Consider the following 26,986-nt stretch of genomic DNA (forward strand, 5'->3'; position numbering starts at 1 on the left):
TCCGGTTCTGGATTCCGATGTCTGCATCGGTGTCTGTTGAGATGTCTACGGCTCCCCCCGATGGACCCCGCCCCGCATCCAGCGAACAGCGGTCGGGGCCCGGCGTCCAGAGGGGTGCGAGCAGGTATCCGCGCGCCGCGGTGGTGCGCCGGTGGGATGCGCCGGTGCGGGGCGGGTACGCGGGCCGCCCGTTCGGCAGGTAAACCGATTCACAGTCGACGGCCGAGTCCCCGTACCATCTGCCCCATGGCTAAGGCACCCGTTCTCACCCCCCAGGCGGACGACTTCCCCCGCTGGTACCAGGACCTCATCAACAAGGCTGAGCTGGCCGACAACGGTCCGGTGCGCGGCACCATGGTCATCCGACCGTACGGCTACAGCCTGTGGGAGCGGATGCAGCAGGAGATGGACGCGCGCATCAAGAAGGCGGGCGCGCAGAACGCCTACTTCCCGATGTTCATCCCGCAGTCCTACCTGACCCGGGAGGCCGAGCACGTCGAGGGCTTCGCCCCCGAGCTCGCCGTGGTCACCCACGGTGGCGGCAAGCAGCTGGAGGAGCCGGTCGTCGTCCGGCCGACCTCCGAGACGATCATCAACGAGTACTTCTCCAAGTGGATCCAGAGCCACCGCGACCTGCCCCTGCTGATCAACCAGTGGGCCAACGTGGTCCGCTGGGAGCTGCGCCCGCGCGTCTTCCTGCGCACCACCGAGTTCCTCTGGCAGGAGGGCCACACCGCCCACGCCACGTACGAGGACGCGCGCGACTACGCCTCGCGGATCCACACCACGGTCTACGGCGACTTCATGACCAACGTGCTGGGCATCGACGTGGTGCTCGGCCGCAAGACCGCCAAGGAGCGGTTCGCCGGCGCCATCAACACCCTCACCCTCGAGGCCATGATGGGCGACGGCAAGGCCCTGCAGATGGGCACCAGCCACGAGCTGGGCCAGAACTTCGCCAAGGCCTTCAACACCACCTTCCTCTCCGGCGGCGACCAGCGTGACCACGTCTGGCAGACCTCCTGGGGCGTCTCCACCCGCATGGTCGGCGGCCTGATCATGTCGCACGGCGACGACAACGGCCTGCGCGTCCCGCCGCGGCTGGCCGCCGTCCAGGTCGTCGTGCTCGCCATCAAGGGCGACGACGCGGTGCTGGCGAAGGTCCGCGAGATCGGCGCCCAGCTGGAGGCCGCCGGGGTCCGGGTCGTGGTCGACGACCGCACCGACACCCCGTTCGGCCGCCGTGCCGTCGACTGGGAGCTCAAGGGCGTTCCGGTCCGCATCGAGGTCGGCCCGCGCGACCTGGAGAACGGCACCGCGATGCTGGCCCGCCGTATCCCCGGCGGCAAGGAGCCGGTGGCCGTCGACGCCCTGGCCGCACTGCTGCCCGGGATCCTCGAGGAGGACCAGGCGCTGCTGCTCCGTCAGTCGCGTGAGCGCCGCGAGTCCCGCACCGTCGACGTGAAGAACCTGGACGAGGCCGTCGAGGCCGCCGCCACCGGCTGGGGCCGGATCTCCTGGGCCGAGCTCGGCCCGGAGGGCGAGGCCAAGCTGGCCGAGCAGGGTGTCTCGGTGCGCTGCATCGTCGCCGCCGACGGCTCGGTGCCGGCCACCGACGACCAGGACGGCAACATCGCGATCGTGGCGCGCGCTTACTGACGTAGCGGATCCGCAGTCGGCCGAAGGCCGTGGCCCGGCGCTCGCAGCCTCGTCGTCCCGCAGCCCTGTCCGCCCCACCGTCACTCCGACGGTGGGGCGGACGGGCTCGACGGGGGAGGGACCGGTGTGTTCCGTGGCGGGCCGGCTCGGCGGAGGGCCGGTTCAGTGACTGGCCGGTTCGGCGGAGGACCGGTTCGGCGGAGGGCAGGGTCGGCGGGGTGGCCGGGCAGAGCTCAGCTCCCGGTGACGGTGGTGATGATCACCCGAGTAGTAGCCTCAGCCGGTGAACCGTCGCTGAACATTCCGGTATCCGTGGGCGCTGACGTCCGTTCGAATGCCGTTCGTCCTCGGGTCTGTGTTCTCTGCTGAGACTACTCACCAGTCAACTGCCGGTCTCGCTGAACTAGCGGTACGGTATACGGCCCGTGGCCCTGTCAATTTTGACCAGGCCGCGGGCCGTCCGCCCTATGGGCGGCGGCGCCCTTGGGCGATAGCCGAGAGCTCGCCGAATCCGGCGGGCCCAGAGTTGCAGGGGGTTGGTCTTGCGTCAGATCCGAGCAGCGCAATTCGCGCACAGCTGTGTATTCCTGAGAGTTCGCTGGGAATTCCCCGCGAACGGGAACTCGTGGAACGCCGGCTCTCTTCCCATCGTTGGTACAGCGTGAGCACGACACAGCCTCTCGTCCTGGCGGCCGAACTGGCCGCCGCCTGGAGTGACATCCAGGCCCACCATCAGGATCTCCCCGACCTGGCCTCGCCCGAGGCACTGATCGGCGAGTCCTCCTCGGCCTGTGGCACGCGGCTCGACTTCGAGCGCCTGCTGCACGAGGCCGCCCACGGGCTGGCAGCCGCCCGCGAGATCCGTGACACCTCCAGGGCCGGCCGGTATCACAACCGGCGCTTCCTGATGCTCGCCTCCGAGCTCGGGCTGGCCCATCCGGTGGAGCCGCACGCGAGCAGCGGCTTCTCGCAGGTGACCATGCTCAACGACACCAGAGACCGGTACTCCGGCACCATCGAGCGGCTCGACCGCGCGCTGGGCGCCCACCAGCTGGCCGTGGCCGGCGAGGGCGGGCACCGGGCGTTCCGCGGCCCGGCGGCGCGGCACGGTTCGTCCGGTGGCGGAGTGCGGGTCAAGGCGGTCTGCGGGTGCGGCCGGAACGTGCGGGTGGTTCCGTCGGTGCTCGCGCAGGCCTCGATCGTGTGCGGCGCCTGCCAGCAGCCCTTCAAGATCGCGTAGTCGGCGCCGGCGCCTGGGCCTCCGTGACTCCGGCGCTGTGGATCGTCGACGCGCCCCGCACCTGTGGCCGACCCGTGCGGTGGGCACGCATCCGCCATCCGTCGGACGGCGAGTGCGTCGGGCCGACAGGGGCCGCGGAGCGCAGCAGCAAGGCAGTAGTAGGTAAGGCAGTAGTAGGCAGGACAGTGGTACGCAAGGCCGCGGTAGTAGGAATAGCCGCAGTGGTAGTAGGTCGCAGGACCCGCAGGGGCAGAGCAGGTGTGACGGACGCCGAAGCAGGGGCGGAAGCGCGACGGCTGTCGCAGCGGTGGTACACGGTGTGACTGGAGGGCGACGGAGGCTGGTCGGGCCGACCGGCGGCGCACTGCGCCGACTGTCGACGGCCGCTGCCATCTGCCGCCGAGTGGCTGTTCGGCTCTACCGGGGGCGGGGACCCTCGGTCGGGCCGACCTGCCCCGGTATGGCAGAATGGACAGCTGAGTACTCGGCAGCCGAGCAGGACCCCTCTCTCCTACGGCTGGCGTGTCCCTTGAACGACCGGGCCCGCAACCCCACGCGGTGCCATCCGGCCGCTCACCCACGTCAACACCAGGAGAATCCACTCCCGTGGCAGTCAAGATCAAGCTCAAGCGTCTCGGCAAGATTCGCGCCCCGCACTACCGCATCGTCGTCGCCGACTCGCGCACCAAGCGTGACGGCCGCGCGATCGAGGAGATCGGCATCTACCAGCCGACCTACGACCCCTCGAAGATCGAGGTCGACACCGACCGCGCCCAGTACTGGCTGTCCGTCGGCGCCCAGCCGACCGAGCCGGTTCTCGCCATCCTGAAGCTGACCGGCGACTGGCAGAAGTTCAAGGGCCTGCCGGCTCCGGAGCCGCTGAAGGTCGCCGCGCCGAAGGTCGAGGACTTCTCGCACCTGTTCGCGAAGGCCGTCGCCGGCTTCGAGGACGCCACCACCGGTGTCGCCATCACCCCGAAGGCCAAGAAGTCGGACAAGGCTGACGAGGCCGAGGCCGCTTCCACCGAGGCCTGAGCGTGATCGAGGAAGCCCTCGACCACCTGGTGAAGGGCATCGTCGAGCACCCCGACGAGGTGCAGGTGCGTTCGCGCCAGCTCCGCCGGGGCCACACCATCGAGGTACGTGTTCACCCCGATGATCTCGGCAAGGTGATCGGTCGTGGCGGCCGTACGGCGCGCGCTCTGCGCACCGTGGTCGGCGCTCTCGGCGGTCGCAACGTCCGGGTCGACCTGGTCGACGTGGACAGCATTCGCTGACACTCGACCGTCAGGTTTCTGGGCCGGCCGGGACGCTTAGTCGTCCCGGCCGGCCCTTCCTCGTTGTTCGGGGCCGGCCCGCCCGCCGCCCCCGGTTCCATACCTTCCGCCCACCTCTGCTCAGCTCAGCAGCGCACGACACCAGGAGAGCGATCACCGTGCAGCTCGTCGTCGGCAAGATCGGCCGCGCCCACGGCATCAAGGGGGACGTCAGCGTCGAGGTCCGTACCGACGAGCCGGAACTCCGGCTCGGCCCGGGCGCGGTCCTGCTCACCGACCCGGCCTCGGCCGGCCCGCTGACCATCGAGTCCGGCAAGGTGCACAGCGGCCGACTGCTGCTGCGCTTCGCCGGTGTCAAGGACCGCAACGGCGCCGAGGCGCTGCGCGGCACCATGCTGATCGCCGAGGTGGATCCGGACGAGAGCCCGGAGGACCCGGAGGAGTACTACGACCATCAGCTCATCGGCCTGGACGTGGTCCTCGTCGACGGAACCCTGGTCGGCGAGCTCACCGAGGTCATCCACCTGCCCTACCAGGACCTGCTGACCGTCACGAAGACGGACGGGACCGAGGTGCTGGTGCCGTTCGTCACCCGGATCGTGCCGACCATTGACCTGGAGAACCAGCGGGCTGTCATCGACCCGCCGCCCGGCCTGATCGACCCGATCGAGGTCGATGCCGAGCCCGAGGTCGAGGTCGAGGCTGAGGTCGAGGTCGAGGTCGAGGTGGAGTCCGCGTCCGAGAGCGATGGCACTGCGGGGAGCGGTGCCGACGTCGGCCGTGGCACTGGCACTGGCAGTGGCGCCGACGGCGGCTCCGGCGCCGGGGGCGTCGCGTGAGCCGGATGCGGATCGACGTCGTCACGATCTTCCCCGAGTATCTGGAGCCGCTGAACGTCTCGCTGGTCGGCAAGGCCCGGGCCCGCGGGCAGCTCGACGTGCACCTGCACGACCTGCGCTCCTGGACCACGGACGTGCACCGCACGGTCGACGACACCCCGTACGGCGGCGGGCCGGGCATGGTGATGAAGCCGGAGCCCTGGGGCGCCGCGCTGGACGCCGTGCTCGCCGAAGGACCCGAGGGAGAGGTGCCGACCCTGGTCGTGCCGACTCCCAGTGGGCGGCCGTTCACCCAGGAGCTTGCGCAGGAGCTCGCCGACCAGCCGTGGCTGGCCTTCGCTCCCGCGCGGTACGAGGGCATCGACCGCCGCGTGATCGAGGAGGCCGCGACCCGCATGCCGGTCGTCGAGGCCTCCATCGGCGACTACGTGCTGGCGGGCGGCGAGGTCGCGGTGCTGGTGATGGTCGAGGCGATCGCCCGACTGCTGCCGGGCGTGCTGGGCAACGCCGAGTCGCACCGGGACGACTCCTTCGCGCCCGGCGCGATGGCCGACCTGTTGGAAGGCCCCGTCTACACCAAGCCCGCGGAGTGGCGCGGCCGCGAGGTTCCCGAGGTGCTGCTGAGCGGTCACCACGGGAAGATCGCCCGCTGGCGTCGCGAGCAGGCCTTCGCCCGCACTCTGGCGCACCGCCCCGACCTGGTGGCGCGTTGGCAGCTCGGCGCCTTCGACAAGAAGGAGCGAGAGGCGCTCAGCGTCCTCGGCCTGGTGTGGGACGGCGAGCTGGGCCGATTTCGGCCGATGGCCGATGCTGTGGAAGAATAGGCGACTGTTGTCTGTCGCTGGGTGCCCCTAGAGGGCGTCACGTGGACCGGTGCCCCCGCCGCGGGGGGATCACCGCCAGCCGATGCGGCCCGCAGCAATCCCCATTGTGACGATTTTCCGTGGGCGGCCCGTGGCGCCTGCGATGGAGACCAAAATGAGCAACAAGCTCGCTGGTGTCGACGCCGCTTCGCTGCGTACCGACATCCCGGCCTTCCGCGCCGGTGACACCCTGAAGGTTCACGTCCGGGTCATCGAGGGCAACCGCTCCCGTGTCCAGGTCTTCCAGGGCGTCGTTATCCGTCGTCACGGCGCCGGCGTCGGTGAGACCTTCACCGTCCGCAAGGTCAGCTTCAACGTCGGCGTGGAGCGCACCTTCCCGGTGCACACCCCGGTCGTCGAGAAGATCGAGGTCGTGACCCGCGGTGCCGTCCGCCGCGCCAAGCTGTACTACCTCCGTGACCTGCGCGGCAAGGCCGCGAAGATCAAGGAGAAGCGCGACAACTGATCGGACGGCTCCGGCTTCCGGGGCCGCTTCCGCTCAGGTCACGCCGGGCCCTCTTCAAGGCTGTCGCCTTGGAGATAAGCTCAGCGCGATGAGCACGCAAGAACCACCCACGGACCGCGTCAGCAGTCCCGCGCCACTCGGTGCGGACTCGCCGGCGCGGTCCGTGGTCGTTTCCGACGCCGGTGACGGCGCCGGCGACGGTGCCGTCGGCGGTACGGAGGCGGTCAGCGCCGCCGAGCCTGCGGCGGTGGACGGGAGTGCGGTTGGCGAGCCTGCCACCGCCCGGCCCGGCCGGTGGGTGCGTGACCTGATGGCGGTGGCGGGCACGTGTGCCGTGCTCCTCGTGCTGGTCAACGCCTTCGTTGCCCGGCCGTTCGCGGTGCCGTCCGAGTCGATGGAGAACACCCTCAAGCCGGGTGACCGGTTGGTGGTGAACCGCCTCGCCTACGCGTTCGGCGGGCATGTGCAGCGCGGCGACGTGATCGTGTTCGACGGGACGGGCTCCTTCCTTCCCTACGCCGACGAGCTCTCCGGTCCGCGCGGCCTGCTCGCCGACCTCGGGCTGCTGCCGACCGGGAACTCGGTGTTCGTGAAGCGGGTTATCGGTGTCGGGGGCGACCGGGTGACCTGCTCCGGTGCGGACGGCCGGGTCAGGGTCAACGGAGTGCCGATCGACGAGTCGGTGTATCTGGCACCGGGCGACGCGCCCTCGCGGGTGGCTTTCGACATCGTGGTCCCTGCGGGCAAGCTCTGGGTGATGGGTGACCATCGGAGCGCGTCCAGGGACTCCCGGGACCACCTGGGTGAGCCCGGCGGTGGCACCGTCCCGGAGCAGAAGGTGATCGGCCGTGCGGACTGGGTGGTCTTCCCGGTCGGCCGGTGGACGTCGCTCGACCGGCCGTCGGGATTCTCGGCGATAGAGGGGGCCACCGGACATGGGCAGCAGGGCTAGGGGCCGACTGGCCGAGCGGCCGGTACCGGTCGCCAGCGGGAACTCCGCACCGAGGACACCGTCCACCATGCCCGTCCGCGGTCGCGCCGAGCGCCGCCGTACCGCGCGTCGTGCCGCCCGCCGCCGCAGGCGCTCGCTCCTGCGGGAGCTGCCCCTGATAGCTGTGGTCGCGCTGATCATCGCGGTGGTGCTCAAGACGTTCCTGGTGCAGGTCTTCGTGATCCCCTCCGGTTCGATGGAGCCGACCATCCAGGTGGGCGACCGTGTGCTGGTCGACCGGCTGACGCCCTGGTTCGGCAGTGAGCCGGGGCGTGGCGATGTCGTGGTGTTCAAGGACCCCGGCGGTTGGCTCGAGTCCGATCATGAGCGCTCCTCGGACGGTCCGGTCATGCGGCGGGTGAAGTCGGTCCTCTCGACCGCCGGGTTGATTCCCTCCAACGACGAGGGAGACCTGATCAAGCGGGTCATCGGGGTGCCGGGTGACACCGTCGAGTGCTGCGACAAGCAGGGGCGCCTGAGCGTCAACGGGGTCGCCGTGGACGAGTCCTACGTCGCCCCCGGGAATGCCCCTTCCCGGACGTCGTTCAAGGTCACGGTGCCGGCCGGGCGGCTGTGGGTGATGGGCGACCACCGCGACGTCTCGGCGGACTCCCGTTTCCACATGGCGAATCCGGGCAACGGCACCATCCCGATGAGCAACGTGGTCGGTCGGGCCTTCCTGATCGCCTGGCCGGTCTCCCGCACCGGTCAACTCGGTGCACCGTCGTCACTCTCCTCCGTTCCGGCCCGGGCGGCCGCCTCCGGGCGGGCGGAATCGCAGACCCTTGTCGGTGTGCCGGGATCGCAGTTGGCCCTCGGTCGGCCGGATCCTGCGGAACCTCCGCTCGTTATGGGTGTGTTGGGAGTTCTCCCGATCCTGGTCCGCCGTCGGCGATAGACCGGAGCGGATGATCACTCGACCTGCCGGTCGGCCCGACCGCCGTGTGGGAGCACCGGTGTGTCGATCGGGAGTGATAGAGAAGTGCTGGAGTGCCGGGTGCCGGCCGTTCAGTGCCGTATCGTTCGATGCCGCATCGTCCGGTGTGCTGCTCGGTCGTCTCCAAGGCTGCGCTGGTGTCAGGACGACCCTTGTCGGGCGGTTCTGAGGCGGGTTGACGGTCGATCACGCAACGTGGTGCCCGCTGTGCGGCACTGGTGAGCGCGGGCGCGCAGGCGTCCGCACAGCAGGGAGGAGATGTCGTGGGGGATCTGGTGATCGGTGCCCGTTCGGGCGCCCCGGAGCCTGAGGGCGCAGGGGGCCGAGGGGTCCGGTCGGCCGAGGCCGAGCCGTCCTCGGAGCCCAATGGCGCCGAGATGGCTGCCCGGCAGGGTGAGCCGTTCGACGGGCAGGGCCCGTCGGACGAGTTCGGGCCCGGAACTCCGGGCGGGCCGGGCGAGAAGGACACGGCCGAGTCGGACGACGCCGAGGAGTCGCCGGCGAGGGCCCAGAAGCCGCGGTCGTTCTGGAAGGAACTGCCGATCCTGATCGGCATCGCGCTGATCCTGGCGCTGGTGATCAAGACCTTCTTCGTGCAGGCCTTCTCGATCCCCTCGGGCTCCATGGAGAACACCCTCCAGGTCGGAGACCGCGTCCTGGTCGACAAGCTGACGCCGTGGTTCGGTGCCGAGCCCGAGCGCGGTGAGGTGGTGGTCTTCCAGGACCCGGGCGGCTGGCTGAACGACGAGCCGGGCCAGCGAAGCGACAGCGCCTTCGTCCGTGGTGTGCAGGACGTGTTCAGCTTTATCGGGCTGATGCCGTCCAGCAACGAGAAGGACCTGATCAAGCGGGTCATCGGTGTCGGCGGCGACACAGTCGAGTGCGAGGGCAACGGGCCGGTCAAGGTGAACGGCATTGCCCTGGACGAGCCGTACATCTATCCCGGGAACACTCCGTGCGGTGAGAAGCCCTTCGGGCCGATCAAGGTGCCGGAGGGGCGGATCTGGGTGATGGGGGACCACCGCGGCAACTCGCTCGACTCGCGCTACCACCAGGACCAGCCGGGCGGCGGCACGGTGCCGGTGGACAACGTGGTCGGCCGGGCGTTCGTCGTGGCATGGCCGATCGGTGACTGGGCGACTCTCCCGGTGCCGGAGACCTTCGACCAGAAGGGGCTCTCGTCGGCCGGACCGATGGCTCCCCCACTGGCCGGAGCGGCGGCCGTCCTCCCCGCTGTCTGGTGGCTTCGCCGCCGCCGGTGACCTCGCCGGTGGCCGGGCGGTGAATACCGTCCCGGGCACATTGATCTGTGGCCGACTCTTGCGCGGGCCGCGGTACTCGTGAGTAATCTGCTCGCACGTGCCGCGGCCCGCGAGTCTTTCCGGACCCGTCGGGGATCCCCGCTCGCCGGTGCCGATGCAGCGGACGGGGTCCGGCCTCGGACGCGAACCGACCCGCCAGTACGGTCCGGGCCCGTCCGGGCCGGAGCCACCGGGTGGGCCGAACAGAACGGGTTGGTGACGATGAGCAGTGTGGCGGAGCGGACGGCGTCCGTGCCGGCAGCGTCCCGGCCGCGCCGGAGCAAGGCGGTACTGCTCCAGGGCGCGGTCATCGCACTCGGTTTCGTGGTCCTGGTGGCGGGCTTCGGCCTGATCGCCGGGTACTACCGGCCGTACCGCATCCCGACCACCTCGATGTCTCCGACCATCGAGGGCGGCGACACCGTGCTGGCCCGGCGGGTCGATGGTGCCTCGGTCGGACGGGGCGACATCGTGATCTTCCGAGAGCCGCTCTGGGGCAACGCTGAGATGGCCAAGCGCGTGATCGGGGTCGCCGGGGACACCGTGGCCTGCTGTGACGATCAACAGCGGCTCAGCGTCAACGGTGTCGCGATCGACGAGCCCTACCTGGAGCGCGGCATCGGCCCCGGTACCGGGTTCAGCGTGACGGTGCCCGAAGGGCGGCTGTTCCTGCTGGGTGACTTCCGGTCCAACTCGCTGGATTCGCGCAGCCACCTGGAGATCGCGTCGGGCACGATCGCCGCCTCCGGCGTGGAGGGCCGGGTGGAGGCGACCGTCGTGCCGACCTCCAGGATCCGGACTCACGAGCGGACCTCCGCCTTCGACAACCTCGGTGGGCCGAACGCCCACAGCCCCGGCCCGTTGCGGCCGGCCGTCTACGCGATGGTGGGAGGCGCCGCAGTGGTCGTGCTGGCCTCGGCGGTCGGGTGGGCGGTCTCCGTGGCCCGGTGGACCAGGAGACGCCTCAGACGTTGACCCACCCTGCGGCAGTCCGCCCGCCGTGACGGACCACGGCGCGGCCCACACGGCACACAGAACCCGCGGGACCCGCTCCGCCCATGATCCCGCCCATGATCCCGCCCACGAGGGGATCTTCGGCACAGCCCGTGGCGGCCGCAGGCGGACCCGCAGCACGGAGGTGATCCAGGTGGCGGTGGTACGGCGCAAGGCGGTCCGCGTCCTGCTCCTGGACCCCCGAGGGCGGGTGCTGCTGCTCCACGGGTCGGACCCTGCGGTACCCGGGGTGACCTGGTGGATCACGCCGGGCGGTGGCATCGAGCGCGGCGAGGACCTCAGGACGGCCGCGCTTCGGGAACTCGCCGAGGAACTCGGGCCCGTCGACGTGGAGCTGGGGCCTCTGGTGGCGTATGGCACGACTGGTTTCTCCTATCAAGGGCAGGATTTCGAGCAGGAGCAGTGGTTCCACCTGGCCTGGAGCAGCACGACCGAGGTGGGTCTCGCCGTGAGCGGCGAGCAGGAACATGCCCAGTTGCTCGGCGCGCGGTGGTGGACACTCGCGGAGTTGCGGGCGACCCGGGAGACGGTCTATCCGGCGGAACTGGCGGGGCTGCTGGAGCGCGTCTCCACCGGCGATCCACCGGACCCGCCGGTTCGGCTCTGAGGACAGGTGTGGTGGTCCACAATGGGGTGGACGTGACGAGTTGAGGGGACGCTTGGATGAGTGCCGAAGACCTCGAGAAGTACGAGACCGAGATGGAGCTCAAGCTCTACCGGGAGTACCGGGATGTCGTCGGCCTGTTCAAGTACGTGATCGAGACAGAGCGGCGCTTCTACCTCACGAACGACTACGACCTGCAGGTCCACTCGGTCCAGGGGGAGGTGTTCTTCGAGGTGTCGATGGCGGATGCCTGGGTCTGGGACATGTACCGGCCGGCCCGGTTCGTCCGCAAGGTGCGGGTGCTGACGTTCAAGGACGTCAATATCGAGGAACTGGCGAAGAGCGATCTTGAGCTGCCCTCCGACGACGCGGCCTTCGGCAACTGAGCTGAGGCCACCCCGGAGCCACCGACACTGACCGCCGCGCTCGCCGGCTGTCCAGAGCTCGGCCGAATCACCACTCCTGTGGGTGACACCGGTTATCCACAGCCCCGACTTGTCCACAGGGAACGAGCACCCTCTGGTCCTGTCGGCCCCGGCTCGGCAACCTCCTGTCTCGGAGGTGATTGCCGTGCAGAGTGGCAACAACGGCCTCGGCCGATACGGCGAGGAGGTCGCCGCCCGCTGGCTCGTCCAGGGCGGCCTGAGGATCCTGGAACGCAACTGGCGCTGTGCCGAGGGCGAGCTGGACATCGTCGCCCTGGACGGGGACACGCTGGCGGTCTGCGAGGTCAAGACCCGCTCGGAGCGAGGTTTTCAGCAGCCCACCCAGGCCATCGACCAGACCAAGGCGCAACGGCTCCACCGCCTCGCCGAGCGATGGCTGGACGAGCGTTGGCCGGTGCACTTCGACCGGCTCGTTCAGGCGGTCGAGGCCGCCCGGGCAGGTGTGGCCGCCCTGCCGGACGGCGTTGCCGCTGGCCTGGACAAGGACCCGGCGGCCGGCGAGGAAGGACAGCCGGCCGGGCAGGCCGAAAGGCCGGGCACGGAGAGAAAGACCGGCAGGACGCGCAGGCGGTCCGGAAAACCTCGCGGCGACGGGCTCCCAGTCGCCGTAGCGCCCGAACACGCACCGGCCGCTGCGACGGTCGCCCCCGCACCGCCGCCGCCCGGCGGTGTGCGCATCGATCTGGTCGCCGTGGTCAACCGCCTCAAGGGCGCGGCGCAGGTCGAGCACCTCCGAGGGGCGATCTGAGATGGCCTTCGCCCGCACCTGCTCCGTCGCGCTGGTCGGCGTCGACGGCGTCGTCGTCGAGGTCCAGGCCGATCTCGAACCCGGAGTTGCCGCCTTCGCCCTCGTGGGGCTCCCGGACAAGGCTCTCAGCGAGGCCCGCGACCGGGTACGCGCCGCGGTGGTCAACAGCGGCGAGAGCTGGCCGCAACGCAAACTCACCGTAGGGCTCAGCCCAGCCTCGGTGCCCAAAGGAGGCAGCGGCTTCGACCTGGCCGTCGCGTGCGCCGTCCTGGCAGCCGCCGAAAGACTGCCGCCCGACGCCATCGCCGAGCTGCTGATCATCGGCGAGCTCGGCCTGGACGGAAAGGTCAGACCGGTCCGCGGCGTCCTGCCCGCGGTCCTGGCCGCCGCAGACGCCGGGTACCGCCAGATCGTGGTCGCCGAACAGGCTGCGGCGGAGGCCTCCCTGGTCCCCGGTGTCTCCGTGCTCGGCGTACGCAGCCTGCGCCAGCTGATCGCCCTGCTGTCGGGGACGGCGCCACCGGACGAGGCCCCGGAACCGGTGGCGGGGCAGCCGGACCCCATGCTGGCGGGCCTGCTCCTCCCCGGGATGGGAATTCGGGATCTCGGCGGCTCGCCCCGACCTGTGCCCGATCTCGCCGATGTGGCCGGCCAGTACGAGGCCCGACGCGCCCTGGAGATCGCCGCCGCCGGGGCTCACCACCTGTATCTGAAAGGCCCGCCAGGAGCAGGCAAGACCATGCTGGCGGAGCGACTGCCGGGCCTGATGCCGCCGCTCACCCAGAGCGAGGCGCTGGAGGTCACCGCCGTCCACTCGGTCGCCGGTCTCCTCCCGCCGGGCCGCCCGCTGATCGACACCCCGCCCTACTGCGCGCCGCACCACTCGGCCACCATGCCGGCCATCGTCGGCGGTGGCAGCGGGCTGCCGAGGCCCGGAGCCGTGTCGCTTGCGCACCGAGGAGTGCTCTTCCTCGACGAGGCGCCCGAGTTCTCCGTCCGCGCCCTCGACGCGCTGCGGCAGCCGTTGGAGTCCGGTGAGGTGATGATCGCCCGGTCCGCCGGTTCCATGCGACTGCCGGCCCGCTTCCTCCTGTGCCTCGCGGCCAATCCGTGCCCGTGCGGCCGCCACTCGATGCGGGGAGGCGGATGTGAGTGCACCCCCGCGATGGTCAACCGCTACCAGGCGAGGCTGTCCGGCCCCCTGTTGGACCGGGTCGACCTGCAGGTTCAGGTCGCCTCCGTGACCAGAGTCGAGCTTCTGGGCGAGGACAGGTCGGCGGAGAGCACCCGGAGCGTCGCCGCCCGGGTGCTGGACGCCAGGTCACGTGCGGCTGCCAGGCTCTCCGAGACGCCGTGGCGGACCAATGGCGAGGTCCCCGGGCACGAATTGCGCACCCGCTGGCGGGTGGCTCCCGGGGCGCTCGCCGATGCCGAGCAGGACCTGGAACGCGGTCTGCTCACCGCGCGCGGGCTGGACCGGGTACTCAGGGTGGCCTGGACCGTCGCCGACCTGGCCGGTCGGGACCAACCGGGCCGCCTGGACGTTCGGACCGCGCTGATGTTGCGGACCGGAGTCCAACGCGGGCTCCCACACCAGGACCGCGCCCCCACCGGTCCGGTCGATCCGGGCACGGACCTCGGCGGCGAGCTCTGATCCGGCAGGCCGCTCGGGGCCGTCAGCCCGCACCCGTACCGCACCTCGCCGCCCCGCCCGCACCCCGCTGAACGCCCCGCAGACCCACTCGCCCTGGAGGCCACGGTGGAACACGCCCGGACGACCGCCGACCACACCACCGCCGCGGTCACCGCACCCGCCGACCGGACGGCTCCGGGGACAGGGCCGCCGTCACCCGATGCGGCTGTGGCGGCCCGACCGGCACCGTCGGATCAGGAACGCCGCGCCCGCGCGACCCTGAGCAGCATCGTCGAACCAGGGGACGCGGTGATCGGGCGCCGGCTCCTCAGCACGACTGCCTCCGCCCTGCTGGAGGTCATCAGCGGCCGGACGGCTCCCGGCCCGGACGACCTGAGCAGCGCGCGCCTGGCCTCGTACCGGGCGAGGCTCCGGGCCGTGGATCCCGGTGCAGGACTGGAACGGGTGGAAGCGCGAGGCGGGCGGTTCATCATTCCGGGCGACTGCGAGTGGCCCTCGCAGCTCGACGATCTCGGTGACACCCGGCCCATCGGCCTGTGGGTGCGCGGGACAGGCTCGCTGAGACTTCTGGCGTTGCGCTCGGTGGCCGTCGTCGGTGCTCGGGCCTGCAGTGCCTACGGAGCGCATGTGGCCGGCGAGCTCTCTGCCCAACTCGCCGAACGAGGCTGGGTGATCGTCTCCGGCGCCGCCTACGGCATCGACGCCGCAGCGCACCGGGGTGCGCTCGCGGCGGGCGGAATCACCGTCGCGGTGCTCGCCTGCGGCGTCGACGTGGCCTATCCGCCGGGCAACACCCAGCTGATCCGCAACATTGCCGAACAGGGGATCCTGCTCAGTGAACTGCCACCGGGCGAGCACCCCACCCGCGCCCGATTCGTGCTGCGCAACCGCGTGATCGCCGCGCTCACCCGGGGCACGGTGGTCGTCGAGGCGGCGATGCGCAGCGGGGCCCTCAGCACGGCGCGCCGCGCCCGGGATCTCAATCGGCACACCATGGGGGTCGCAGGCCCCGTCACCTCGGAACTCTCGGCCGGCGTGCACGCCCTGATCCGCAGCGGGGCGGCCACCCTGGTCACCGACGCGGGCGAGGTCGGAGAGCTGATCGGGTCGATCGGTGACGACCTGGCCCCCGTCAGATCCGGGCCCGTCCTCCCCAGGGATCTCCTGGAGCCCGCCGCAGCCCAGGTGCTGGATGCCGTACCGGCCGGCGCCGACGGAGCGCCGGTCGAGCGACTGGCCCGGCGGACTGGCCTGTCCACTGACGAAGTCCTCCAACGGCTGTACGAGCTGGGCTCGCTCGGCCACGTCGAACGGTCCGGAGCTCACTGGCGGCTGCCACGGAGCCGTTGACCTTCCCGTCGCGCCACGCCGCACGCAGTGCCCGCTGCCTGCGGGGCCGGTGACCGGATTACCTGCCGGATCAGCCACCGGATCGGGGGACGACCGAGTGGCGGTAGCACAATGCAGTGATGCGATCACGCTACGCTCGCATCTGGCTTCCCTATCGGCACAGGACTCGGCAGAACGGCGCAGACCAACGCATGCCCACACATACCCCCGGACACCGGGTGCCCGGTGACGCTCGGCCCTCGGAAGGGACGGCGGCCGATGCCCGTCCCACGGCGGAGCTGCAGCCGCCGAAGGCGCCGGCGATCGTGGGGCTGGCGCGGCAGATCGGCCGTCCACCCGGGCCGCAGAGCGCGGGGGCAGGCCGCGTGCCCGGGCCGGAGCCGACGTTGGTCCGCCCACCGGGTTCCTGCTCAGAGGCAGGGGCGGCGCCGACGGTATCCGGCGCCGACCTCACCGGCGCCTCCACCTCCGGCGCCATCCCCGCCTCGTCCCCCGGCCCTTGCCCTGCTCCAGGTTCGGCTTCCGGCCCTGCCTCAGGCCCTGCTTCCAGTCCTACGTCCGCTCCTTCGCCCGGTTCTGCCTCGGCACCCTCCTCAGGCTCCCCGTCCGCAGCGCAGCTCAAGCCGAAGTCACAGCCCGTCACGGCCGAGCGCACGGCACTGGAGAAGCTCTGGCGGTCCTACAAGGAGGATGGTGACCCACGGCTGCGCGAGCAGCTGATCCTGCACTACTCGCCGCTGGTCAAGTACGTCGCGGGCCGGGTCAGTGTGGGCCTGCCAGCCAACGTCGAGCAGGCCGACTTCGTCTCCTCCGGGGTCTTCGGGCTGATCGACGCGATCGAGAAGTTCGACGTCGACCGGGCCATCAAGTTCGAGACCTACGCCATCAGCCGGATCCGCGGTGCGATCATCGACGAGCTCCGGGCACTGGACTGGATCCCACGGTCGGTCCGGCAGAAGGCCAAGGCGGTGGAGCGGACCTACGCCACCCTGGAGGCGCGGCTGCGCCGGACGCCGCACGAGCCCGAGGTGGCGGCGGAGATGGGCATCACGCTGGAGGATCTGCGCGCCATCTTCAGCCAGCTCTCGCTCGCCAACGTCGTCGCGCTGGACGAACTGCTCCATCCGGTGGGGGAGAGCGGTGACCGGCTCAGCCTGATGGACACCCTTGAGGACACCGGGGCCGACAATCCGGTGGAGGTCGCCGAGGACCGAGAATTGCGTCGGCTGCTGGCGACCGCTGTCAACACGCTGCCGGAGCGGGAGAAGACCGTGGTGACGCTCTACTACTACGAGGGGTTGACCCTGGCCGAGATCGGCCAGGTACTCGGGGTGACGGAGAGCAGGGTGAGTCAGATCCACACCAAGTCCGTTCTCCAACTGCGCGCCAAGCTGTCCGACATGCGCTGACCAGCTCGCGCCATGCCGGCCGGGACTCAGCCGACCATCGCCCCGCTCGGCCGCTGCCTCGGCCGGGCGGACCGGAATTGCGCGGCACCGTACCGGGAGCCCGCAGGGGTTCGTAGAGTTGGGGGGTGCCGAAGATCCGAGCGGCGACGGTGGCCGCGCATCGCCAGTTGCAACGAGCAGCGCTCCTGGACGCTGCGCGCTCCCTGCTGACCGAGGGGGGCGGTGACGCCCTGACCTTTCCCGCGCTCGCCGCTCGGACCGGACTTGCCCGTTCGTCGGTGTACGAGTACTTCCGCTCCCGTGCGGCCGTCGTCGAGGCGCTGTGCGCGGTGGACCTCCCGCTCTGGGCGGCCGAGATCGAGGCCGGGATGGCCGCGTGCGACACGGCCGAGGCCCAGATCGAGGCCTATGTCCGAGGCCAGCTCGCGCTCGCCGGTGATCCGCGACACCGCTCCGTGGTGGCCATCTCCGAACTGGAGCTGGACGACGCCTCGCGGGAGCGGATCCGCGCGGCCCACGCAGGCTTGGTGGGCCTGGTGCTCCAGGCCCTGGAGGAGCTCGGGCATCCGCAGCCGAGGCTCGCTGCCGCCCTGCTGCAGGGCGTGGTCGAGGCGGCGGTCCGGCAGTCCGAACGGGTGCTGGCGCAAGGGCGGCCGGTATACGGCGCCGACCAGGCAGCCGACGCTGCGACCGACACAGCGACCGGCCCGGCTACCAACCCGGCTACCAACCCGGCGACCGACTCGGGGAGCGACGCAGGCTCCGACGACCAGGCCGCGCGGGCCGCGGCCGACCAGATCGCGGACACGGCCGTCGCGCTCGCTCTGCACGGCTTGACGTCCGGAGCGTCAACCGCCTCGTCGGGCAGCTGAGAGCGGCAGCAGCCGTGCTCGGCCTGAGCCGAACAGGGCCAGCGGATCCAGGTAGCGCCCCCCGCGGAGCAGCCCCCAGTGCAGGCAGCCCGTCGCGCAGTGACCGGTCCCGGTGGCGACCTCACCGATGACCTGCCCGGCCGACACCGCGGTGCCCACCGGCACCGTGCCGGTCACTGGCAGGTAGGTGGTCCGCAGAGGCGGGCTGCCCGACCGGGGGTGCTGCACCGTGACCACAGGGCGTCCGGCGACCGTCCCGGAGAAAGCGATCACGCCGGGGGCCGCCGCCCGTACCGGTGTGCCGGGCGAGGCCGCCAGATCGACCCCGCGGTGTCCGGCGGCCCAGGGGGCCGTCGGCGCGTCGAACCGCCGGAGCAGTCCGGAGCGATCGCCGACCGGCCAGGCCCGCCCGGGGGCAGGGGCGGCGGCGGGGACGGCGCCGTCGGACGCCGGTATGACGGCGGCGGCCGACGCGGCACGGGCCGTGGGCGGCGGCAGTAAAACAGCCGGAATGCCCGTCGTCAGGAACAGGACGAGCAGCACGGCCCGCCACCGCCGGTCGGGCCCGGGCGGAGGGGTCGCCGGGTGCGTAGCGGAGGGTGTGCCGGGGGCCAGGGTCAGGGCCGGGGTGAGGACAGAGGTCAACCGGGGCGCTGTCATGGGCCCGAGGCTCCCGCCCATCCGGAATGCCGACCAGACTCACCCCGTTTCCTGTGGACAACCCCGGGCTGTGGAGAACGGGCATCCCCCACACGGGTGAACGCGAGGGCCCGTTCTGTTCCTCCCGCGGGTGCCCACCACCAACCCCCGACGTGACCTCGGGCGGCAGTCGCAAGCGCCACCCAGCCCCACTCGCACCGCGCCACAGCCACACCACAGAGCAGCCACAGAGCGGCCGCCGCCCCGCCTTCGCCCAACCGGAGCCGCCCTCGGCATCCGCCTGTACGCCAGCCCGCAATCCAGCCCGGACCAGCCCGCAATCCAGCCCACAATCCGGCCCGTGAACCAGCCCCTGTACCCGCCGGGCGAGGCCGGATCGGCGCCACCGTCTGCCCCGCCCAACGTCCGGGGTCGCTCCTGGCTCGGCGCTTCCCGTACACTTCACACGCGACCCGGTCCGCCGGGTCGACTTCGCACGCCCCGCCACCGGTGGAGCAGCCGGCCCGCGAGGGCCCGGCGAGGCCCTTCCGGTGCGAGTGCCGCTCGGTCCCCCGAGTCTGCGCAGCCGTGGATCACGTCCCCGCCAGGATCGCGTCCCCGGCCTTCGGCCCAGCGCCGCAGTGCAGACGGAGGCGGGCACGGCACGTCCGGGGTGTCAGGCGTGGCGGTCATCCCGACCGGCACGGACAACCGAGACCGACCCGGCGCCAGGCCGCACTGCGCAAGCACATACGTGAGCACAGGGCGGATGAGCCGGGCGCAACACCTGAGGAGCACGGCCATGGCCGTCGTCACGATGCGGGAGCTGCTGGAGAGCGGCGTCCACTTCGGTCACCAGACCCGTCGTTGGAACCCGAAGATGAAGCGTTTCATCTTCACGGAGCGCAACGGCATCTACATCATCGACCTGCTGCAGTCGCTGAACTACATCGACCGCGCGTTCGAGTTCGTCAAGGAGACCGTTGCCCACGGCGGCAGCGTCCTCTTCGTCGGCACCAAGAAGCAGGCGCAGGAGGCCATTGCCGAGCAGGCCGGCCGCGTGGGCATGCCCTACGTCAACCAGCGCTGGCTCGGCGGCATGCTGACCAACTTCCAGACCGTCTACAAGCGCCTTCAGCGGATGAAGGAGCTCAGCGAGATCGACTTCACGGACGTGGCCGGTTCCGGCCTCACCAAGAAGGAGCTCCTGGTCCTCGAGCGCGAGCACACCAAGCTCGAGAAGACCCTCGGTGGTATCCGTGACATGCAGCGCGTGCCCAGCGCTGTCTGGATCGTCGACACCAAGAAGGAGCACATCGCGGTCGGCGAGGCCCGGAAGCTCAACATCCCGGTTGTCGCCATCCTCGACACCAACTGCGACCCGGACGAGGTCGACTACAAGATCCCGGGCAACGACGACGCGATCCGCTCCGTCACCCTGCTGACCCGCGTGATCGCCGACGCCGTCGCCGAGGGCCTGAAGGCCCGCGCCGGTGTCGCCAAGGGCGACGCCAAGGCCGAGCCGGGCGCCGACCAGCCGCTGGCCGACTGGGAGAAGGACATCCTCGAGGGCCAGAAGGCCGACGAGGCCCCCGCCGCCGAGGCTGAGGCCGAGGCCGCCGCTGTCGAGGCCCCCGCCGCCGAGGCTGAGGCCCCCGCCGCCGCCGAGGCCGCTGTCGAGGCTCCGGCCGCCGAGGCCGACCAGGCCTGACGTACCAAAGGGTGAGGGGCGCCCACCGGGTACGTAGCCGGTAGGTGCCCCTCTCTCCCGTGCCGGGGCCGAACCAGCGGTCCCGGCACAACCCCACGCTGACACGCGAGACGTGAGAAGAGATCACACCATGGCGAACTTCACCGCCGCGGACGTCAAGAAGCTCCGTGAGCTCACCGGCGCCGGCATGATGGACTGCAAGAAGGCTCTGGACGAGGCCGAGGGCGACGTCCAGAAGGCCCAGGAGCTCCTGCGCATCAAGGGCCAGAAGGGTGTTGCCAAGCGCGAGGGCCGCGACGCCTCCAACGGCGCGCTGTCGCTGGTCCTGGAGGGCGGCAACTCCGGTGTCCTGCTCGAGCTGAACTGCGAGACCGACTTCGTCGCCAAGGGCGAGAAGTTCGTCGAGGTCGCCGACGCGCTGGCGAAGCACGTCGCCGCCGTCGCCCCGGCCGACCTGGAGGCCGCGCTGGCTTCCGAGATCGAGGCCGGCAAGACCGTCCAGCAGTTCGTGGACGAGGCCAACGCCAACCTGGGCGAGAAGATCGTCTTCAAGCGCTTCGCCCAGTTCTCGGGTGACGGCTTCGTCGCCGCCTACATGCACCGCACCTCCCCGGACCTGCCGCCGCAGGTCGGCGTCCTGGTCGAGCTCGACAAGGAGAACGCCGAGGTCGCCAAGGACGTCGCGCAGCACATCGCCGCCTTCGCCCCGAAGTACCTCTCGCGCGAGGACATCCCGGCCGCCGACATCGAGAACGAGCGTCGCGTCGCCGAGGCCACCGCTCGCGAGGAGGGCAAGCCCGAGGCTGCTCTGCCGAAGATCGTCGAGGGTCGCGTGACCGGCTTCGTCAAGGAGAACTCGGTTCTCGAGCAGGCCTTCGCGAAGGACAACAAGAAGTCCGTCGCCAAGGTCCTCGACGAGGCCGGCGTCACCCTGAAGCGCTTCGTCCGCTTCCGCGTCGGCGCCTGAAACCAGTTCCCGCGCGCTTCCGGCCTAAGGTAGGAGGCGCTCCGTCCCGAGTGGGCGGCAGGAACGCGCCGATCAGGCTCTCCGGTACCCCGAGGGGGGCCGCGTCGGCACCATGAACGACGAGGAGGCCATTGCCGTGCAGGACACCGTACCGGTTCCCGCGGCAGTGGCCTCCTCGCGTGTACCCGCAGGTCCGGGGACCGCACACCCGGCACTGTGAGCAGCACATGCAGCCCTGCGAACCCGCAGGCGGAGAAGGAGAGGCCCATGCACCAGACGCAGGAGACCGCGCAGGACGGCAACCGTCGGCGGGTGCTGCTCAAGCTGTCCGGTGAGGCCTTCGCCGGTGGCGGCGGCCTCGGCGTCGACCCGGACGTCGTGCACGCGATCGCCCGGGAGATCGCCACGGTGGTCCGCGCCGGCACCGAGGTGGCGGTGGTGATCGGCGGCGGCAACTTCTTCCGCGGCGCCGAGCTGCAGGTCCGCGGTATGGACCGGGCCCGCTCCGACTACATGGGCATGCTCGGCACCGTGATGAACTGCCTGGCGCTCCAGGACTTCCTGATCAAGGAGGGCATCGAGACCCGGGTCCAGACCGCCATCACCATGGGCCAGGTCGCGGAGCCGTACCTCCCGCTGCGCGCCGTGCGGCACCTGGAGAAGGGCCGCGTGGTCATCTTCGGCGCCGGAATGGGCATGCCGTACTTCTCCACCGACACGACCGCCGTGCAGCGTGCGCTGGAGATCCACGCGGAGGTCCTGCTGATGGGCAAGAACGGCGTGGACGGGGTCTACGACGCCGACCCGCGGACCAACCCCTCGGCGGTCAAGTTCGACGCGCTGGACTACACCGAGGTGATCTCGCGCGATCTGAAGGTGGCGGACCTGACCGCGATCACGCTGTGCAAGGACAACAGCCTGCCGATGCTGGTGTTCGAGCTGTTGGCCGAGGGCAATATCGCCCGTGCGGTGAAGGGTGAGAAGATCGGCACACTCATCAGCCAGGATTCCGCCCGGGCCTGAGCAGCAATCAGCCGTCCGGTGTACCGGTACGGGACTACAGCAGATGAAGCGGACAGGGAGCACACAGTGATCGAAGAGACCCTCCTCGAGGCCGAGGAGAAGATGGAGAAGGCCGTATCCGTCGCGAAGGACGACTTCGCCGCGATCCGCACCGGCCGCGCGCACCCGGCGATGTTCGCCAAGATCGTCGCCGACTACTACGGCGCGATTACGCCGATCAACCAGCTCGCCTCGTTCGCCGTGCCGGAGCCGCGGATGGCGGTCGTCACCCCGTTCGACAAGACCGCGCTGCGCAACATCGAGCAGGCCATCCGGGACTCGGACCTGGGCGTCAACCCGTCGAACGACGGCTCCATCATCCGGGTGGTGTTCCCGCAGCTGACCGAGGAGCGCCGCAAGGAGTACATCAAGGTCGCCCGCGGCAAGGGCGAGGACGCCAAGGTCTCCATCCGGTCGATCCGCCGCAAGGCCAAGGACGCGATCGACAAGCTGGTCAAGGACGGCGAGATCGGCGAGGACGACGGCCGTCGTGGCGAGAAGGAGCTCGACGACACCACGGCCAAGTACGTGGCTCAGATCGACGAGCTGCTCAAGCACAAGGAAGCCGAGCTGCTCGAGGTCTGACGGGCGACGCGCCCCGCGACCCTGTCATCCGGGGCGGGGCGCTCCCCGTTGATCTTTTCGGCACAGCACCTCCGCACCCGACGCTGCGAGTGGCCCCGGCCGTTGCCGGAGGTACCCGGTCCGACGGACCGAACGGGTCACTCGCAGCGCACTGCGGTGTACCAAGGGGGCACTGCGGCGCAGACTCAGATGATGCCCTCTTGTCCAGGAGACACCCGTGGCCCAGCCCGACCAGCAGCCCCCCAAGCCCCGCGGTGGCCGCAACCTGCCAGCGGCGATAGGCGTGGGCGTCGGCCTCGGCGCGGTCATCGGCGCCTCGCTCTTCGTGGTGAAGGCGTTCTTCCTGGCGGTGGTCGCCGCCGCGGTGGGCGTCGGGGTCTGGGAGCTGACCAGCCGGCTGGCCGAGCGCAAGGACGTCCACGTCCCGCGGATCCCGCTGCTGCTCGGCAGCGTGGCGATGGTGGTCACCGGCTACTTCGCCGGAGCCCAGTGGGCGGCCGCCGTGCTGGCGCTGACCGGTCTGGCGGTGATGGTCTGGCGGATGAGCACGCCGCCGGAGAACTACCTGCGCGACATAACGGCCGGCATCTTCACCGCCTTCTACGTACCCTTCCTGGCCACCTTCGTGGCGCTGATGCTGGCCGCGGACGACGGCGCCTGGCGGATCCTGCTCTTCCTGGTCGTCACTATCTGCAGCGACACCGGGGCGTACGCCGTCGGCTACAAGTTCGGCCGCAACAAGCTCGCTCCCACGATCAGCCCCGGCAAGACCCGCGAGGGCCTGGCCGGCGGCATCGGGCTGTCGATGCTGGCGGGCGCCCTGCTCATGCAGTACGTGATCGACGACGGCACCTGGTGGCAGGGGCTGATCCTGGGTGGCTGCGCGGCGGTCACGGCGACGGTCGGCGACCTGGCCGAGTCGATGATCAAGCGCGACCTCGGGATCAAGGACATGGGCACGCTGCTGCCCGGCCACGGCGGCATCATGGACCGCCTGGACTCGCTGCTGCCGACCGCCCCGGTAGTCTGGCTGCTGCTCGCCGCCTTCGTCGGAAGCTGAGCCCCGCGGCTGAGCCCGGCGCGAGCGGCTGCCCGAGCCAGGAGTACCCCCTACGAGAGCCCCGGACTCCCGTCGTTCGGGGCTCTCGGGCGCTCGGCGGCAGCGCGCGCAGGGGCACTGCGCCGATCTGCGACACTGGAACAACCATGCCTAAGCCCGGAGAACTGACCTTCGTCGCGCCGCGCGGCGCCAAGCCCCCGCGACACCTCGCCGACCTCAGCCCCGCCGAGCGCAAGGAGGCGGTCGCCGAGCTGGGCGAACAGCCGTTCCGCGCCAAGCAGCTGTCCAACCACTACTTCGGCCGGATCTCGAACGACCCGGAGAGCTGGACGGACATCCCCGCCGCGAGCCGCGAGAAGCTCACCGAGCGCCTGCTGCCCGACCTCATGTCGGTCGTCCGGCACGTGTCCTGCGACGACGACACCACCCGCAAGACGCTGTGGAAGCTCTTCGACGGCACGCTGGTCGAGTCCGTGCTGATGCGCTACCCGGACCGGGTCACGATGTGCATCAGCTCGCAGGCGGGCTGCGGGATGAACTGCCCGTTCTGCGCCACCGGCCAGGCCGGTCTGACCCGCAACCTCTCCACTGCGGAGATCGTCGAGCAGATCGCCGCGGGTATGCGGGCGCTGAAGGCCGGCGAGATCCCGGGCGGCGAGGCGCGGCTGTCCAATGTCGTCTTCATGGGCATGGGCGAGCCGCTGGCCAACTACAACCGGGTGCTGGCCTCGATCCGCCGTCTCACCGACCCGGCGCCGGACGGCTTCGGCCTGTCGCAGCGCGGCATCACCGTCTCCACCGTCGGCCTGGTGCCGGCCATGAACCGGCTCGCGGACGAGGGTCTGAGCTGCCGGCTCGCGCTCTCGCTGCACGCCCCCGACGACGAGCTCCGCGACGAGCTGGTGCCGGTCAACACGCGCTGGAAGGTCGCCGAGGTCCTGGACGCCGCGTGGAACTACGCGGAGAAGTCCGGCCGCCGGATCTCCATCGAGTACGCGCTGATCAAGGACATCAACGACCAGGCCTGGCGGGCGGACCTGCTCGGCCGGCTGATCAAGAACCACCGGGTGCACGTCAACCTGATCCCGCTGAACCCGACGCCGGGCTCCAAGTGGACGGCCTCCCGCCCGGAGGACGAGCGCGAGTTCGTCCGCCGGCTGCAGTCCCACGGCGTGCCGACCACCGTCCGCGACACCCGCGGCCAGGAGATCGACGGCGCCTGCGGCCAGCTGGCCGCCGCGGGCTGAGCGGGGGCGGGCGGCCGCTACGCGGTCAGCGCGCCGGAGGCGAGCAGTGCGGTCAGGCCGCCGGTCACCAGCAGCACGGTGCCGGCGGCCAGCGTGCGCAGGGCCACCGCGCCGACCAGCAGACCGGGAGCGGCGCCGAGCCCGAGCAGGTGGGCGGTGACCTCGCGTCGGCTGCTCCTGACCTCGACCAGGCGGGCCGCGACCGCGCCCGCGGCGCAGCCGACCAGCAGCACTCCCTCCGCCACGGGCAGTGGCTCGGCCGTGCCGGGGTGGCCGGTCCAGTGCCGGGCGGCGGTGAGCACCACGGCGAGGGTGAGGACGAGGACCGCGAGCGGGCCGGCCAGCCGGTCCGACTGTGCGGTCAGCCCGCGTCCGGCGAGCAGCCGCAGCGGGGTCGGTCGGCCGAGCGCGAGCAGGCGCCCGGTGAGGGCCAGCAGCGGCCCGGTGAGCAGGGCCGTGCCGAGCGCGGCGAACGACCAGCCGACGAGCAGGGCGGCGCTGGCGGAGCCGAGCCCGGCGGGCAGGTCGATGGGCCGGCCGTCCTGGGCGGCGCCGGGGCGCAGCCCGTACAGCTCCAGGGCGGTGCCGACCACGGTGAGGCCGAGTGGCAGGGCGATCCGCAGCGGTCCGTGGGCGGGGACCGCGGCGGTGCGGGCGGTGCGGCCGGGAAGGTGCTCCGGGGCTCTGACGGCACCTGCCGCCGCGAGCCCGCCGACCAGCGGGACGAGCGCCAGCAGGGTGATCGGGGCGGCGGCCGGCAGCGGGGTGCCCATGCCAAGGTCGGCGGCGAGCGAGGGGCCGGCGATGTCGTTGCGCAGCACCAGGAACAGCAGCAGGGCGCTGCCGCTGCCGAGTACGCACGCGAGGGCGGTCTCGCCGGCGATCAGGGCGCGGATCCGGTTGAGGCCGGCGCCGGCGGCGGTCAGTCCGGCGATCCGTTCCGGGCGCTGGGAGGGGACGGCGCGGGCGGTGGCGGCGGCGAGCCAGCTCACCGCGGCCAGCGGCGGCAGGCACCAGATCAGGCGGGGCAGCGAGGCACCGGCGGGGTCGCCGAGCGCCCGGCCCAGCGCCCGTAGCAGGAAGGCCGCGACCACGGCGGCGGCGGCCGCGGTGAGCAGCCAGCGGCCGAGGTCGAGGGTCCGGTAGCCCCGGGCCAGTCGGAGATAGAGCACTGCCGTCCCCCTCAGCGCCCGGCCGAGACCGCGGAGGTGTCCCGCGGCGGTACCGGTGCGACCGGCCCGGTGAGCCGGCCGTCGACGATCGCGACCGTGCGGTCGGCGTAGCGGGCGAGCTCCGGGTCGTGGGTGGCGAGGACCAGGGTGAGCCGGTGGGAGCGGGCGGCGCTGGCGAGTATCCGCAGGACCTGGTTCTGGGCGTCGCGGTGCAGCGGCGCGGTGGGCTCGTCGGCGAAGACCACGGTGGGCAGCGGGGCCAGGGCCCGGGCGACGGCGATCCGCTGACGCTGGCTCTGGACCATCTCGGCGGGCCGAAGGGCGGCGCAGTCGGCGACGTCCAGGCGTTCGAGCCACTCTCCGGCGGCTCCGTGCGCGGCCCGGTGGCCGGCGCCGGCGAGCAGCAGCGGCAGGGCGACGTTCTCCCGGGCCGTCAGCTCGGGGACGAGATGCGGCTCGGAGCCGACGAAGCCGAAGCGCTCAAGGCGGAGCTTCTCGCGGCCGGTCCGGGAGAGGGTGTGGACGGGGCCGCTGTTGAACCACACCTCGCCCTCGTCGACCGGGAGGAGGCCGGAGAGGCAGCCGAGCAGGGTGCTCTTGCCCGATCCGCGCGGACCGGTGACCGCGAACACCTCGCCCTCGTGGACGCCGAGCGAGACCCCGCGCAGGGCGGGGGTGCCGTGGTGGGACTTGACGATCCCTCGGGCCCACAGCACGTCGTTGTCAGGCGGGGCCGCTGACATGAGGTTCCATCCTGATGGCTGCGCAGGGATATGACAGTCGTCAGATTAGAACGACCGGGGCTCCCCGTGGTTGCGGCACACTGGCCCATCCAGGGGCAAATCATCCTCAATCCGGCGTGTTGGGTCCGGA

Annotated in this window: 25 protein-coding genes and 2 pseudogenes; 24 read left to right on the plus strand and 3 right to left on the minus strand. The window is 71.2% G+C overall.

Annotation, left to right across the window (positions count from 1 at the left end; genetic code table 11):
- Positions 1 to 246: 246 nt before the first annotated feature.
- The 18 genes and pseudogenes from proS to OG871_RS25015 form a co-directional block, all read left to right on the plus strand.
- Positions 247 to 1,659 (plus strand): proline--tRNA ligase, encoded by a 1,413-nt coding sequence (proS, locus tag OG871_RS24930; protein ID WP_371499432.1) that lies wholly within the window; start codon positions 247 to 249, stop codon positions 1,657 to 1,659.
- Positions 1,660 to 2,320: 661 nt separating this feature from the next.
- Positions 2,321 to 2,899, plus strand: coding sequence for a hypothetical protein (locus OG871_RS24935; RefSeq protein ID WP_371499434.1), 579 nt, complete (start codon positions 2,321 to 2,323; stop codon positions 2,897 to 2,899).
- 606 nt (positions 2,900 to 3,505) lie between these two features.
- The gene (rpsP, locus tag OG871_RS24940) at positions 3,506 to 3,934 is read left to right on the plus strand and encodes a 30S ribosomal protein S16 (RefSeq protein WP_371499436.1); all 429 of its coding nucleotides are present in this window, start codon (positions 3,506 to 3,508) and stop codon (positions 3,932 to 3,934) included.
- A 2-nt stretch (positions 3,935 to 3,936) separates the two neighbouring features.
- Entirely contained in the window at positions 3,937 to 4,176 is a 240-nt protein-coding gene (locus tag OG871_RS24945) for an RNA-binding protein (protein ID WP_033824615.1), read from the plus strand.
- A 158-nt stretch (positions 4,177 to 4,334) separates the two neighbouring features.
- Positions 4,335 to 5,015, plus strand: coding sequence for a ribosome maturation factor RimM (gene rimM, locus OG871_RS24950; RefSeq protein WP_371499438.1), 681 nt, complete (start codon positions 4,335 to 4,337; stop codon positions 5,013 to 5,015).
- Between the two features lie 5 nt (positions 5,016 to 5,020).
- On the plus strand, positions 5,021 to 5,839 hold the full coding sequence (gene trmD, locus OG871_RS24955) for a tRNA (guanosine(37)-N1)-methyltransferase TrmD (protein ID WP_371499440.1): 819 nt from the start codon (positions 5,021 to 5,023) through the stop codon (positions 5,837 to 5,839).
- 154 nt (positions 5,840 to 5,993) lie between these two features.
- Entirely contained in the window at positions 5,994 to 6,344 is a 351-nt protein-coding gene (rplS, locus tag OG871_RS24960; protein WP_371499442.1) for a 50S ribosomal protein L19, read from the plus strand.
- Positions 6,345 to 6,432: 88 nt separating this feature from the next.
- Positions 6,433 to 7,296: a signal peptidase I gene (gene lepB, locus OG871_RS24965; RefSeq protein WP_371499444.1), complete on the plus strand. Its 864-nt coding sequence runs from the start codon at positions 6,433 to 6,435 to the stop codon at positions 7,294 to 7,296.
- 67 nt (positions 7,297 to 7,363) lie between these two features.
- Positions 7,364 to 8,233, plus strand: a complete 870-nt coding sequence (gene lepB / locus OG871_RS24970) for a signal peptidase I (protein ID WP_371499446.1) — start codon at positions 7,364 to 7,366, stop codon at positions 8,231 to 8,233.
- A gap of 302 nt (positions 8,234 to 8,535) precedes the next feature.
- On the plus strand, positions 8,536 to 9,534 hold the full coding sequence (gene lepB / locus OG871_RS24975) for a signal peptidase I (RefSeq protein WP_371499448.1): 999 nt from the start codon (positions 8,536 to 8,538) through the stop codon (positions 9,532 to 9,534).
- A gap of 261 nt (positions 9,535 to 9,795) precedes the next feature.
- The gene (lepB, locus tag OG871_RS24980; RefSeq protein WP_371503413.1) at positions 9,796 to 10,548 is read left to right on the plus strand and encodes a signal peptidase I; all 753 of its coding nucleotides are present in this window, start codon (positions 9,796 to 9,798) and stop codon (positions 10,546 to 10,548) included.
- 178 nt (positions 10,549 to 10,726) lie between these two features.
- A complete protein-coding gene (locus OG871_RS24985; protein WP_371503414.1) occupies positions 10,727 to 11,194 on the plus strand; it encodes an NUDIX hydrolase in 468 nt (155 codons plus the stop codon).
- Positions 11,195 to 11,250: 56 nt separating this feature from the next.
- Entirely contained in the window at positions 11,251 to 11,577 is a 327-nt protein-coding gene (locus tag OG871_RS24990) for a DUF2469 domain-containing protein (protein ID WP_371499450.1), read from the plus strand.
- A 184-nt stretch (positions 11,578 to 11,761) separates the two neighbouring features.
- The gene (locus tag OG871_RS24995; RefSeq protein ID WP_371499452.1) at positions 11,762 to 12,385 is read left to right on the plus strand and encodes a YraN family protein; all 624 of its coding nucleotides are present in this window, start codon (positions 11,762 to 11,764) and stop codon (positions 12,383 to 12,385) included.
- Position 12,386: 1 nt separating this feature from the next.
- Positions 12,387 to 14,039 (plus strand): YifB family Mg chelatase-like AAA ATPase, encoded by a 1,653-nt coding sequence (locus tag OG871_RS25000; RefSeq protein ID WP_371499454.1) that lies wholly within the window; start codon positions 12,387 to 12,389, stop codon positions 14,037 to 14,039.
- A 207-nt stretch (positions 14,040 to 14,246) separates the two neighbouring features.
- Positions 14,247 to 15,389 (plus strand): DNA-processing protein DprA, encoded by a 1,143-nt coding sequence (gene dprA / locus OG871_RS25005; protein WP_371499455.1) that lies wholly within the window; start codon positions 14,247 to 14,249, stop codon positions 15,387 to 15,389.
- 641 nt (positions 15,390 to 16,030) lie between these two features.
- A pseudogene (whiG, locus tag OG871_RS25010) lies at positions 16,031 to 16,798 on the plus strand (RNA polymerase sigma factor WhiG); the annotation flags it as partial.
- Between the two features lie 149 nt (positions 16,799 to 16,947).
- Positions 16,948 to 17,430 (plus strand): annotated as a pseudogene (locus OG871_RS25015) (TetR/AcrR family transcriptional regulator); the annotation flags it as partial.
- Between the two features lie 216 nt (positions 17,431 to 17,646).
- Here the strand turns inward: OG871_RS25015 and OG871_RS25020 are convergent.
- Complete coding sequence (locus OG871_RS25020) at positions 17,647 to 18,330, minus strand: M23 family metallopeptidase (RefSeq protein WP_371499457.1); 684 nt, start codon at positions 18,328 to 18,330, stop codon at positions 17,647 to 17,649.
- A gap of 781 nt (positions 18,331 to 19,111) precedes the next feature.
- Here OG871_RS25020 and rpsB point away from each other — a divergent pair.
- The 6 genes from rpsB (at position 19,112) to rlmN (ending at position 24,941) form a co-directional block, all read left to right on the plus strand.
- Entirely contained in the window at positions 19,112 to 20,020 is a 909-nt protein-coding gene (rpsB, locus tag OG871_RS25025) for a 30S ribosomal protein S2 (protein ID WP_371499459.1), read from the plus strand.
- A 130-nt stretch (positions 20,021 to 20,150) separates the two neighbouring features.
- On the plus strand, positions 20,151 to 20,987 hold the full coding sequence (gene tsf / locus OG871_RS25030; RefSeq protein WP_371499460.1) for a translation elongation factor Ts: 837 nt from the start codon (positions 20,151 to 20,153) through the stop codon (positions 20,985 to 20,987).
- A gap of 267 nt (positions 20,988 to 21,254) precedes the next feature.
- The gene (gene pyrH, locus OG871_RS25035) at positions 21,255 to 22,010 is read left to right on the plus strand and encodes a UMP kinase (RefSeq protein ID WP_363641522.1); all 756 of its coding nucleotides are present in this window, start codon (positions 21,255 to 21,257) and stop codon (positions 22,008 to 22,010) included.
- 66 nt (positions 22,011 to 22,076) lie between these two features.
- On the plus strand, positions 22,077 to 22,634 hold the full coding sequence (gene frr, locus OG871_RS25040; protein WP_371499461.1) for a ribosome recycling factor: 558 nt from the start codon (positions 22,077 to 22,079) through the stop codon (positions 22,632 to 22,634).
- Between the two features lie 217 nt (positions 22,635 to 22,851).
- A complete protein-coding gene (locus tag OG871_RS25045) occupies positions 22,852 to 23,694 on the plus strand; it encodes a phosphatidate cytidylyltransferase (protein ID WP_371499463.1) in 843 nt (280 codons plus the stop codon).
- A 146-nt stretch (positions 23,695 to 23,840) separates the two neighbouring features.
- Positions 23,841 to 24,941: a 23S rRNA (adenine(2503)-C(2))-methyltransferase RlmN gene (rlmN, locus tag OG871_RS25050; protein ID WP_371499465.1), complete on the plus strand. Its 1,101-nt coding sequence runs from the start codon at positions 23,841 to 23,843 to the stop codon at positions 24,939 to 24,941.
- Positions 24,942 to 24,958: 17 nt separating this feature from the next.
- Here the strand turns inward: rlmN and OG871_RS25055 are convergent, their stop codons facing one another.
- Together OG871_RS25055 and OG871_RS25060 are read right to left on the minus strand one after the other, a co-directional pair.
- Positions 24,959 to 26,113, minus strand: a complete 1,155-nt coding sequence (locus OG871_RS25055; RefSeq protein WP_371499467.1) for a hypothetical protein — start codon at positions 26,111 to 26,113, stop codon at positions 24,959 to 24,961.
- A gap of 11 nt (positions 26,114 to 26,124) precedes the next feature.
- On the minus strand, positions 26,125 to 26,856 hold the full coding sequence (locus OG871_RS25060; protein ID WP_371499468.1) for an ABC transporter ATP-binding protein: 732 nt from the start codon (positions 26,854 to 26,856) through the stop codon (positions 26,125 to 26,127).
- Positions 26,857 to 26,986 lie beyond the last annotated feature (130 nt).

This window comes from Kitasatospora sp. NBC_00374, from assembly GCF_041434935.1.
In the GTDB taxonomy this organism is placed as follows: Bacteria; Actinomycetota; Actinomycetes; order Streptomycetales; family Streptomycetaceae; genus Kitasatospora.